The following is an 11,313-nucleotide window of genomic DNA, read 5'->3' as shown; positions in this document are numbered from 1 at the left end:
CATCGGCGCTGGTGTCCGGTTCGGCTGGTGATGGGGTCGCGAGGATCGGTCAGTCATGCCTGCAGCGCCTTCGGCCGCGTACCGATCGGCCCACTTCTTCGCGGTCTTCCACGACACGTCATAGCGCTCGGCCGCGCGGGCAGGTGGCCAGCCGTGGTCGATGATCAGGCGAGCGAGCCGCAGTCGAGCGCGTGGCGTCAGCGCAGCGTTGGAATGGGTAGCGTGGGACACGAAGACCTCCTGGATGTGGAGCGGTTCCTAGATAGCTCCACTCCACATCGGGAGGTCTTCACCAGTCCAGAACTTCAGATCGTCTCGTCACACGATCTCGACCAACGTGCCTGGGCATCACACCTAGGCGTGCTGAGCCCTTCGTGGGGCACAGACGGGCACGAGGTGCCGACGGAGTGCGTCGCCAGTCTGCCGCCCTTCGCGCGAGCGCGCACGTCTCCCAGGCGGAGCTCGGATTCCTCGACACGTTCACGGAGTCCTTCGCCGCGAGCAAGGCGGCAAGTCCGCTTCGCCGGCAGTGCACAAGCTCGTGACCGGTGGCCTTCCGAAGATGCCCTCCGGCGGCAAGGACGAGGTCGCCGCTCGCACACTCCAGCTCGTCGAGCAGGCGGTCGGCATCTTGACCAAGAAGGCCCGGAGCTCGTCGAGGAGCACGGGCAGGTCGTCCTCGACGGAGACCTCTGCTGTCGGTGAGGTCGCGCGCGCTCACCGGTTGACCGTGCTGGGCCCCAGCGGTCGGGTCAGGCTGCCGCCTCCACCGCGACGCGCCGGCCTCGGGGGCTGGGCAGCCACCGCACCGCACCGGCGGTCTGCGCCGACGACCCGTACACGAGCAGCGCCAGGAACACGCCGTACACAGGCAGGTGACCGACCATCTCGGTCTGCCCGAAGAGCAGCAGCGTGGCGTTGAACGGCACCATCGCGACCAGCACCGCCACCTGCGGGAACGCCCCGGAGATCACGAGCAGGCCGAAGAGCAGCTCGGTCGCGCCGGCGATGGCTACGAAGGTCTCCGGTGACACGCTGATACCGACGAGCGCGAGGACGTCGAGAGCCGGGAAGCGCTCGAGGGTGTCGATGGCCATCGCGGGGTTCGTCAGCTTCTCCGAGAAGGCGAGCACGATCAGCGCCGTGCCCACGCCGAGGCGCAGCCAGAGCAGCGCCCATCGCAGGTGGGCGCGCGAGGGGTGCGCTGCGCCATGGGCGTCAGGACCGGGAGGTACGACGACCAGGAAGGCGGCCACCGCAGCGAGGTTGGCGGACTCCCCCAGCGCGGTCCAGCCGGCGACCACGGTCAGCGCCGGCGCCAGCATGAGGACGAGGGCGGCGGCAGCTCGGAGCTGCCAGCCGGTGATGAGCCAGATCCCGAGGGCCGCCTCCACGAGCAGCAGCGCATGGCCGCCGAGACCGCCGAGGTGGTCGATGGACGGCGTGATGAACGCGCCGGTCGACGCCAGCGCCAGCAACGTGACGCCCAGGTGGATGCCCAGCAGGCGCGGGATCCACGGCACCAGTGCGCCGAGCCGACCCAGGAAGGGCAGCTCCGGGCCGTCGACCCGCATCGCCACGGTGCGCCAGACCAGCGTGACCACGACGACCGCCGCAGTGAGGACCAGGGGAAGGGGTGAGAGGAAGAACGCCCAGTCGCCCGCAGGCTGCGACTCCACGAACCAGCGTTCGTGGGTCGGTAGGACAGGGACGAGCGCAGGAAGTGCGAGGGTCATGGGTCGAGCATCGACGGCTGCCGCCGTTCCGTGGAGCGGCGAAGGTCCGGACCTCGTCGGGACCTTGGTCCTCATCGCGTCGCGTCCAGGGCCTCGGACGTAGGGTCGCGACATGGCCAGCCCCATAGACCCCCTCGCCCTCCTGGCCACCGTAGGCGTGCGCTCCCGCGCCCGCGAGCGATCGGACACGGTGTCCCTCGGACGCCCGAGCGGACCACCGCACACGCGTACGGCGCTGGGCGAGGTGCGCGCGGCGCTCGACGCGGCACGCCTGGTCGGTGCGACGCCCCGACTGGTCTCGGCGCCCCGCGGAGACGGCCACCTGGTCGTCGACATCCCCGGGTGGAAGGCACCCGAGATCTCCGGAGCGCCGCTGCGGTACTACCTCAGGCGTCTGGGGTACGACGCCCGCGGCTGGGGCTTCGGCACCAACACCGGCAGCGTGCGCCGCGACATCGAGCGGCTGGCCGCGCAGGTCGTGGAGCTCGTCGAGGAGAAGGGCGCGCCCGCCTCGCTGGTCGGGTGGAGCCTCGGTGGCGTGATCGCCCGCGAGGTGGCGCGACGGCACCCGGACGCCGTGGACCGGGTGATCACCTACGGCACACCCGTCGGCGGGCCGATGCACACCACCGTCGCGCGCGCCTACAACCGTGGTCCGGACAACGACGGCCACCGGGAGAGCCGCCGGCTCGACGAGAGCAACCCGATCCGTGTGCCGCTGACGATCATGTTCTCCCGGCAGGACGGGATCGTGTCCTGGCAGGCATGCCTCGACCACTCGAGCCCGATGGCGGAGCACGTCGAGATCTCCTCCACGCACCTCGGCATGGGGTTCGATCCCGACGTGTGGGCGATCGTGGCGGACCGCTTGGCGCGCCGGACCCAGCTCAGGCGTCGACCACCGGGTTGACCAGGTGCCCGATGCCGGGGATCCGGCACTCCGCGACGTCTCCGGCGCGGACGTGGATCGCACCCGGCGTGCCGGTGGAGATCACGTCGCCGGGGAAGAGCGGCATCACGGCACTGTGGAAGGCCACCAGGAACGCCGGGCTGTAGCGCATGTGCTCGACGGTGTTGGTGCGCACCTGGTCGCCGTTGACCACCGTCGACACCTCGACGTCGCCGATCGAGCCGAACCGCTCGAGCACCTCCGCCATCGGCACGATCTCGGGGCCGAAGGAGAAGAAGCCCGGGAAGTTCTTCGAGCGCGTCAGGAAACGCGGGTTGCGCTGCAGGATGTCCTCGGCGGTCTGGTCGAGGATCGTGGTGACGCCGAAGACGTGGTCGAGCGCGTCCGCCTCCGAGACGTTGCGGCACTCCCGACCGATGACCAGCCCGAGCTCGCCCTCCGCCGTGGTGCGCTCGCTCTGCGGAGGGATCGGGATCTCGTCGGCGGTGCCGATGATGGTGTGGTCGCCCTTGATGAAGGAGGCGGGCTCGTCCGGCACGGACTCCGACAGGTCGGCGGCGTGGTCGACGTAGTTGAGCCCGATGCCCCAGATCTTGCGGGGCCGGCGGTAGGGAGCCGTGAACGTGACGTCGGCGAGCGGCAGGAAGCTCTCCGGGCCGGCCTCGGCCGCGGCCTTCACCAGGTCGTCGTACAAGCCCTCCTCGAGCACCGTCAGCAGCGTCGGCACGTCGGTGTCGGTGAGCGCGGCCACGGGTACGACACCTCGCTCGGGGTCGATGAGGACGGGGACCTCGGTGCCGTGGTCGAGGATGGTGGCGAGTCTCATGGGGTCTCCTGGTGTGGGGGGTCAGTACGCGCCGACGAGGCCGCCGTCGACGCGGACCTGCTCGCCGGTGAGGTAGGCGGCCTGCTGCGAGGCGAGGAACGCGACGACCGCGCCGAACTCCGCGGGGTCGCCGTAGCGGCCGGCCGGGATGGTGGCCTCCGACGAGGTGCGCGAGGCCTCGGGGGTGACGCCGGTGCGCTCCGCGGCGGCCCGGTCGAGCTGGGCGACGCGGTCGGTGTCGATCCGGCCGGGAAGCACCATGTTGACGGTGACGCCGTCGCCGGCGACGGTGCCCGCGAGTGTCTTGAGGTACGCCGCCAGCGCAGCGCGGCCGACGTTGGACGCGGTCAGGGTGGGGATGGGTTGGCGGACGCCGCTGGACCCGATCGCCAGGATGCGTCCCCAGCCGCGCTCGCGCATCCCGGGCAGCACCGCGCCGACGAGGCTGATGTGCTGCTTGAGGAGCAGGTCGAACGCCGCCTGCGCGGCCTCGGCGGTGAAGGCGTCGGCCGCGCCGGGCGGCGGTCCGCCGCCGTTGAGGACCACGATGTCGACCTCACCGAACTGCTCGCGGGCCCGGTTCACGAGCAGCGCCGGGGCGTCGGGGGCGGTCACGTCGGCGACCACGCCGGTCGCCGACGGCAGTGACTCCACGAGGGCGTCCACCAGCTCGGCGCGGCGCCCCACCACGACGACGTGCGCGCCCTCGGCGGCGAGGGCCTCCGCGGTGGCGCGTCCGAGTCCGGCGGTCGAGCCGAGGACGAGTGCGACCTTGCCGGTCAGTCCGAGGTCCATGGGTCTCCTCCAGGAGTGGGGGGTAGGTGTGAGAGGTGCTGCTCCAGCAGCGGCACCAAGGAAGGCGGAAGGGGCGCAGCGGGTGGACGGACCCGGCCGGTCGCGAGCACGCCGCGACGGCGCAGGATCTCCTTGCGGATCGCCAGCCCGACCTTGAGCTGGCCCTCGAAGGTGACCAGCGGGAGCCACGGGGCCCATGCCGCGTGGGCGGCAGCGAATCCGCCCGAGGCCTGGGCGTCGAGGGTGGCACGGAGTCCCTCTGGGTGGCTCATCCCGGTCATCGCGCCGGCTGCACCGCAGCCGAGCTCGTCGACCAGGCCCACCCCGCCGAGGCCGCCGAAGACCGGAGCCCCGACGGCTGCGGTCAGCGTGGCGATGGCGGGCGGGGTCGGTGCGGACTCGGCCTTGACGGCCGCCACGAAGCCGTCGCACGCGCGCACCGCCTCGACCAGTGCGTCGGCGACGACAGTGACGCCCGAGGCGGCGGGGTAGTCCTGCACGACGACGGGCAGGCCGGTGGCCTCGTGGATCGCCGTGAAGTGCTGGACCAGCACGTCGGCCCGCGGTGAGTGGACCTGCACCATCAGCGCCCGCGGCTGCCGCTCGGCTGCCTCGAGGCAGGAGACGGCCTGGTCGACGGCCACCGCCGTGGTGCGGGCCGACAACCCGAGCACGACGGGCAGGTCGGACGAGCCGGTCACGGTCCGGACGACGTCCTGCTGCTCCGCACGGGTCAACGCGTCCGCCTCGCCGAAGACGCCGAGGGCGACGACACCCTGCGCCGACACCGAGTCGGCCAGCACGAGCTGGCGCTCGAGCGACGCAGTGTCGAGGGTGAGCGCGTCGTCGAACGGCGACGCGAGGACCATCCACAGCCCGCGGTCGAGACGGGTGCCGCTCACTGCGCCACCTCGCGGCCCAGGACGACGTCGACGACGTGCTCGGCGATCGCGAGGCTCGACGTGGCCGCCGGCGACGGCGCGTTGCGCAGGGCGGTGACCCGGCCGCGGGTGGTGATCCGGAAGTCGTCGACCAGGGCGCCGCTGCGCTCCATCGCCTGGGCGCGGATGCCGCTCGGGCCGGTGACCACGTCCTCGACCCTGAGCTCGGGCACGTAGCGACGGGCCGCTGCGACGAAGCGACGACGGCTCAGCGAGCCCGCCATCTCCGTCACCCCGGTGCGCCAGTGCTGGCGCGCGAAGCGGCGGAAGCCGTCGTACGCGACCACCTCGCGCAGGTCGCGGGCCGACACGGTGCGCCAGTCGTAGCCCTCGCGGGCCAGCGCCAGGACGGCGTTGGGTCCGACCATCACCTCGCCGTCCACGCGGGGCGTCAGGTGCACGCCGAGGAAGGGGTAGCGAGGGTCCGGGACGGGGTAGACGAGGCCGTTGACGAGCGAGCGGCGCTCGGGCCGCAGCAGGAGGTACTCCCCGCGGAACGGCACGACCTGCGGCTCGCTCGTGTCCCCCGCCTTCTCAGCCGTGTGGTCGGCCCACAGGCCTGTGCAGAGCACGACGCGGTCGAAGCGTTCCTCGATCGGCCCGGTCGCGGTCCGGCCGGTGAGGACCACACCGGAGCCGTCGTGACGGATGTCGGTCAGCTCGGTCGAGAGCCGCACGGTGCCGCCGTTCTCCTCCACGAGGTCGGCGAGCCGCCGGGTCACCCCGGGGAAGTCGACGATCGCCGTGGACGGTGAGTGCAGTCCGGCGATCCCGCGGACGTGCGGCTCGATCTCGCGGAGCTCGCCGCCGGAGAGGCGCCGGATGCCGGGCACCCCGTTGGCGTGGGCCTTCGCCTCGATCGCGTCGAGCCTGCCCTCCTCCACCTCGTCGAGCGCCACGAGCACCTTGCCGCACGCGTCGTAGGCGATGTCGTGCTCGGCGCAGAAGTCGCGGAGCAGCCCGACCCCGCGCCGGCACAGGGTCGCCTTGAGCGAGCCCGGCTCGTAGTAGAGGCCGGCGTGCACGACCCCGGAGTTGCGTCCGGTCTGGTGCGCGGCGAGCCGGTCCTCCTTCTCCCACACGGTCACTGCAGCGTCGGGGTCCACGACCTGGAGCTGCCGGGCGACGGCCGCGCCGAGGATGCCGCCGCCGACCACGGCGTACGACGCGGCGCTCATGCCGCACCCCCGCCGGGGTCCTGCTGGTCGAGCCAGGGGCGCTCCCACGCGAGGTCCTCGTGCTCGCCGAGGAGGGGCGGCGGGACCTGCGACGCCGAGGCCGCGTCGTCGTAGCGAAGCGCGCCTCCCGGCACCGCCACCTGTCCGAGCGTCGAGTGCTGGAGCTGGTGCACCAGGCCGAGGTGGCGGACCTGCTCCCAGTCGTAGACCTCGGGCACGGTGCGGATCCTGCCGGCGGGCACCCCTTCGCGGCCCAGGTCGCTCAGCACGTCCTCGGCCTTGCGATCACCGAGCAACCCGTCGATCTCGGCCTGGAGGGCGTCGACGTGTGCGACGCGGTCGCGGTTGGTGGCCACGTCCGGACGAGCGGGGTCGATGCCGACCACCGCGGCGAAGCGGCGCCACAGCGACTCCGAGCCGACGGCGATCACCAGCGAGGCGTCCGCGCACCGGAAGGTGCCGTAGGGCGCGATCGAGGGGTGGCGGTTTCCCGTACGGGCCGGCTCGCGCCCCCCGGTGAGCCAACCCGCGCCGTGGAACGCGTGCACCGACGTGACGGCGGCGAGCAGGCTCGTCTCGACGGCACGACCGACGCCGGTGGTGTCGCGCTCGCGGAGGGCGGACATGACCCCGAAGGCACCGAACATCCCGGCCAGGATGTCCGCGATCGGCAGCCCGACGCGGGTCGGGTCACCATCGGCATCGCCGGTGAGGCTCATCAGGCCGGCCTCCGCCTGGACGATCTGGTCGAAGCCGGGACGCGCTCCGTCGGGCCCGCCGGAGCCGAAGCCCGTGATCGACAGCGTCACCAGGCGAGGGTTGGCCGCGCGCAGCGACGCCGGGTCGAGGTCGAGCCGGGAGAGGAGGCCCGGGCGGTAGTTCTCCACCACGACGTCGGCGTCCGCGCACAGGTCCCGCAGCCGCTGGGCGCCCTCGGGCGACTTGAGGTCGAGACGCACCGAGCGCTTGCCCCGGTTGGCGGACAGGAAGTACGCCGACTCCTCGCTCGCGCCCGGCGCAGCGTCGGGTCCGGGTGGAGCGAAGGGCAGCCAGCCGCGGCTGTCGTCTCCCGAGGGCGGCTCGACCTTGAGCACGTCGGCGCCCACGTCGGCGAGCATCATCGTGGCGTACGGGCCAGCGAGCGCACGGCTCAGGTCGACGACGCGTACGCCGGCGAGCGACCGGTGGTGGCCGAGCGGGTTCATGGTCGTCCTCCCATCAGCTTGAGTCCGAGGCTCATCAGCACGATGACCGAGGTGATCCTCAGGACGTGGATCGACAGTACGACCGGCACGTTGGCCTTGACGTCTGCCGAGAGGGCGCCCATCTGGGCGATGCCGCCGGGTGCGGTCGCCAGCAGGGCGGTGTGGGCGTCGAAGTCGGTGAAGCGCCACAGTCCCCAGGCGAGCGCCAGCCCGAAGACGAGGAAGAGCGTGACCGTCAGCAGGATCGGGACGGCCGACGAGCGCAGCGCTGTCAGGGACTCCCTCGTCACGGACTGCCCGAGCAGCGCGCCGATGGCGACGTAGACGACCCACTTGACGGCGCCGGGCGCCTGCCAGCTGAGCTCGGTGGACAGCGTGAGGGCGGCGACGCCGATCATCGCGCCGAGCAGCGGCGCCGCGGGCAGCCGCAGCACGGTCGCCACCCCGGCACCCGCGAGGGCGGCCACGGTGGTGGCAGCGATGCTCGCGATCACTGGGAGTCCACGCGCTCGGGCTCGTTGTCCCGGTCGCGGTCGACGTCCGCGTCGCCAGCCCCGGCGTCGGCCCCGTCGGTCGTGAGGTCGTCCGAGCGGTCCGCCGCGTCCGCACCGCGAGCGCTGCGCCGACGCATGGCGCCGTACCTCTGGACCGACCGGGCCGCGGCCCGCTTGATCAGCACCATCACCAGGGGCAGCACCAGCAGCAGGACCATCAGCAGGAGCAGGACACGTGAGGTGCCGCGGTCGAGGAAGATGCCGAAGCTGCCGCCCGAGATGATCATGGTCTGGCGCATCGACTCCTCGGCCATCGGGCCGAGCACGAGGGCGATCACGAGCGCCGCGGGCGACAGACCGAAGCGCCGCATGAAGAAGCCCAGGACACCGCAGGCGAGCATGATCGCGACCTCGATGATCGAGCCGTTGACCGTGAACGTGCCGAGCACGCAGATGACGATGATCGCGGGACCGAGCACCCGGAACGGCACCCGGGCGATGCTGGCGAACGCGGGGATGCAGAAGACGTTGACCAGCAGCAACATGATGTTGCCGAGGAACATGCTGGCGATGAGGCCCCACGCGAACTCCGGGTTCTGCGTCATGAGCAGCGGCCCCGGCTGGAGGCCCCACATCATGAAGCCCCCGATGAGGACGGCCGTGGCGGCGGAGCCCGGGATGCCGAGGGTGAGCAGCGGGACCATGGCACCCGACGAGGCGGCGTTGTTGGCGGCCTCCGGGCCGGTGAGGCCGGCCATCGCGCCCTTGCCGAACTTCTCCGGCGTCTTGGAGACCGACTTCTCCAGGTTGTAGGACATCAGCGAGGCGACGGTGGCCCCGGCGCCGGGGGTGGCGCCGACGAAGAACCCGAGGAAGGAGCCGCGCGTGATCGGTCCGACCGACTCGCGGTAGTCCTGCCTGGTCGGCCAGAAGTCGCGCGAGCGGGCGGAGACGTTGAAGTAGGCGAGCTTCTCGAGGTGTCCACCGCGCCAGAGCGTGTGCAGGATCTCGCCCACGCCGAAGAGGCCGATCGCGACCGGGATGAAGTCGATGCCGTTGATCAGCTCGACCGACCCGAAGGTGTAGCGCTGCTGACCGGTGCCGATGTCGATGCCGACCGTGGCGATCGCGAAGCCCATCAGCGCCGACAGCGTGCCGAGGAGCCGGTTGCCCCCGATGATGACGATGAGGGTCAGCAGACCGAGGACGACGACCAGGAAGAGCTCCGGCGGACCGAAGGTGGCGGCCAGCTTCGCTGTGGCGGGCGAGGCGATGCTGATGAGCACCGCGCCGATGGTGCCCGCGACGAAGGAGCCGACAGCAGCCATGACCAGTGCCGGTCCGGCTCGCCCCTGCTTCGCGAGTGGATAGCCGTCGAACGTGCTGGCCACGGTCGCCGACTCACCGGGCGTGTTGATCAGCACCGACGTGATCGTGCCGCCGTACATCGCGCCGTAGTAGACGGCCGCCAGCATGACGATGGCGCCCGTCGGGTCCAGGGAGAAGGTCAGCGGGAGCAGGATCGCGAGGCCGGCCGACGGGCCGAGGCCCGGCATGACACCGACGACCATGCCGAGCATGACGCCCGCCAGCAGCAGCAGCAGGTTCATCGGGGTGACGACGGCGACGATGCCGTTCGCCAGGTTGTCGAAGGTGTCCATGTCAGGTCTCCGGGGTCAGAAGCGCGGCAGGATGCCCTCGGGCAGCCCGGCGTTCAGAAGGGTCTGGAGCAGGAGGTACATCACGAGCGGGACGCCGATCGCGACGACTGCGTTGGCCAGGTGGCGCCCGCGGTTGAGCAGGCTGAGCATCACGCCCAGGAAGAGCGCGGACGAGATGATGGCGCCGAGCCAGACCAGCGTGGCGGCGAAGACAGCCGCGGCCAGGACCATGATCGCCAGCAGGCGCGGGTGCTTGCCGAGGTCGGCCTCACCCACCTCGTCCTCGAGGGCGACGACCTCGTCCTCCTCGGGGCAGCGGATCGCCGAGACGAGGGACCACAGCGTGATCGCCACGCCGGCGACCCCGACGATCCGGGGGAAGAAGCCCGGACCGATCCGACCCGCCTGGGTGCGCCAGTCGAGGCCGAACGCGATCTCGGTGTAGACCGCGAACACGAGCAGCACCACGGCCAGGAAGACCGTCTTGGGCCGGACCCACCCCGCGACCCGGCCCGAGGGCCGGGTCGCAGGGGTGACGGTGTCGGCCATGGTCACAGGGCACCCAGCTCGGTCAGCTGCTCCTCGAAGGCCGACTGGGTGTCGTCGAGGTAGGCGGTGAAGTCCTCACCCCAGCGCTCGTCCTCGAGCAGGAAGTTCTCGTCGAGGTAGGCCTGCCACTCGGGGGTCTCGACGACCTCCTGCATCGTCTCCACCCACCAGTCCTGGGCCTCCTGCGGCGCGTCGGGCGGGAGGATCAGCCCACGCGGCATGGAGGGGATGTCGGTGATGCCGTTCTCCTCGCCGGTCGGCACGTCCGGCAGTGCCTCGAGGCGCTCGGGGCCGGTGAAGAGCAGCGGCGTGACCTGGCCGGCCTCGACCTGGCCCATGATCGAGCCCGGGTTGGAGATCATCGTGTCGATGGCGCCCGAGAGGAGCGAGGTCTGCATCTGCCCCTCCTCGTTGTAGGGGACGTAGTCGATCTCGTAGCCCTCGGCGTCCGCGACCATCTGCTGGATGATGTAGTCGACGTTGACCGTGCCGATGCCGCCGACGACCACGGTGCCCTTCTCGGTGGCGTAGTCGACCCACTCCTCGTACGTCTGGAAGTCGGCGCCGCCGTCTGCGATGAGCAGGGCGTTGTCCGCGGCCAGCAGGCCCACCGGGGTGAAGTCCGTCGGCTGCCAGCCGGTGTCGGCCTGCAGCGGCGTGGTGATGAACGAGCCCGACGTCGTCGAGATGCCGTAGCCCTCGCCGGACTGGTTGAGGAGGTAGCCCCACCCGGTCGCCCCGGATCCGCCGTCCCGGTTCTCGACGCGGATGTTCTCCGGGTAGAGGTCGTTGCGCTGCAGGATGTCGACCATCGTCCGCGCCATGATGTCGTTGCCGCCACCGGGGCCGAAGGCGATCGTCCAGTCCATGTCCTCGGACGGGTAGGCGCCCCCGGACCCTCCCGAGTCACCGCCGCAGGCGCTCACGGTGAGCAGCAGCGCGGCCGCCGAGACGGCTGAGATCCTCTTGTGGTTCATCGTTCCTCCTGGTTGCGAAGCACGGCCGAGCCGTGCCGGTT

The 11,313-nt window shown here is 71.6% G+C and carries 12 protein-coding genes; 1 reads left to right on the top strand and 11 read right to left on the bottom strand.

Annotated features, from left to right (window positions below):
* Together BM127_RS15350 and BM127_RS15345 are read right to left on the bottom strand one after the other, a co-directional pair.
* On the bottom strand, positions 1-231 hold a 231-nt coding region (locus BM127_RS15350; protein WP_175507416.1), incomplete at its 3' end, for a leucine zipper domain-containing protein.
* A gap of 521 nt (positions 232-752) precedes the next feature.
* The gene (locus BM127_RS15345) at positions 753-1,736 is read right to left on the bottom strand and encodes a hypothetical protein (protein ID WP_091199867.1); all 984 of its coding nucleotides are present in this window, start codon (positions 1,734-1,736) and stop codon (positions 753-755) included.
* Positions 1,737-1,848: 112 nt separating this feature from the next.
* On the opposite strand from BM127_RS15345, the gene BM127_RS15340 reads away from it, so the two are divergent.
* Positions 1,849-2,646, top strand: a complete 798-nt coding sequence (locus BM127_RS15340; RefSeq protein ID WP_091199865.1) for an alpha/beta fold hydrolase — start codon at positions 1,849-1,851, stop codon at positions 2,644-2,646.
* Here BM127_RS15340 and BM127_RS15335 read toward each other — a convergent pair.
* Genes BM127_RS15335 through BM127_RS15295 form a run of 9 tightly spaced genes read right to left on the bottom strand, consistent with a single transcriptional unit; the run spans position 2,624 to position 11,272 of the window.
* A complete protein-coding gene (locus BM127_RS15335) occupies positions 2,624-3,472 on the bottom strand; it encodes a fumarylacetoacetate hydrolase family protein (RefSeq protein WP_091199863.1) in 849 nt (282 codons plus the stop codon). The two genes, BM127_RS15340 and BM127_RS15335, sit on opposite strands and share 23 nt — an antisense overlap.
* Positions 3,473-3,493: 21 nt before the next feature.
* Positions 3,494-4,267: an SDR family oxidoreductase gene (locus tag BM127_RS15330; protein WP_091199861.1), complete on the bottom strand. Its 774-nt coding sequence runs from the start codon at positions 4,265-4,267 to the stop codon at positions 3,494-3,496.
* Complete coding sequence (locus BM127_RS15325) at positions 4,252-5,169, bottom strand: dihydrodipicolinate synthase family protein (RefSeq protein ID WP_198554276.1); 918 nt, start codon at positions 5,167-5,169, stop codon at positions 4,252-4,254. The genes BM127_RS15330 and BM127_RS15325 overlap by 16 nt, the downstream gene beginning before the upstream one ends.
* Entirely contained in the window at positions 5,166-6,386 is a 1,221-nt protein-coding gene (lhgO, locus tag BM127_RS15320; protein ID WP_091199859.1) for an L-2-hydroxyglutarate oxidase, read from the bottom strand. The genes BM127_RS15325 and lhgO overlap by 4 nt, the downstream gene beginning before the upstream one ends.
* Positions 6,383-7,591: a CaiB/BaiF CoA transferase family protein gene (locus BM127_RS15315; protein WP_091199857.1), complete on the bottom strand. Its 1,209-nt coding sequence runs from the start codon at positions 7,589-7,591 to the stop codon at positions 6,383-6,385. Before BM127_RS15315 ends, lhgO begins: the two co-directional genes overlap by 4 nt.
* Complete coding sequence (locus tag BM127_RS15310) at positions 7,588-8,085, bottom strand: AbrB family transcriptional regulator (RefSeq protein WP_091199856.1); 498 nt, start codon at positions 8,083-8,085, stop codon at positions 7,588-7,590. The genes BM127_RS15315 and BM127_RS15310 overlap by 4 nt, the downstream gene beginning before the upstream one ends.
* Positions 8,082-9,746 (bottom strand): tripartite tricarboxylate transporter permease, encoded by a 1,665-nt coding sequence (locus BM127_RS15305; RefSeq protein WP_091199854.1) that lies wholly within the window; start codon positions 9,744-9,746, stop codon positions 8,082-8,084. The genes BM127_RS15310 and BM127_RS15305 overlap by 4 nt, the downstream gene beginning before the upstream one ends.
* Positions 9,747-9,761: 15 nt before the next feature.
* A complete protein-coding gene (locus BM127_RS15300) occupies positions 9,762-10,295 on the bottom strand; it encodes a tripartite tricarboxylate transporter TctB family protein (protein WP_091199852.1) in 534 nt (177 codons plus the stop codon).
* 2 nt (positions 10,296-10,297) lie between these two features.
* Positions 10,298-11,272, bottom strand: a complete 975-nt coding sequence (locus tag BM127_RS15295; protein ID WP_091199850.1) for a Bug family tripartite tricarboxylate transporter substrate binding protein — start codon at positions 11,270-11,272, stop codon at positions 10,298-10,300.
* Positions 11,273-11,313 lie beyond the last annotated feature (41 nt).

Origin of the sequence: Nocardioides alpinus (genome assembly GCF_900112035.1) — a bacterium.
GTDB lineage: Bacteria > Actinomycetota > Actinomycetes > Propionibacteriales > Nocardioidaceae > Nocardioides > Nocardioides alpinus.
This window is presented reverse-complemented; position numbering and strand designations above follow the sequence as displayed.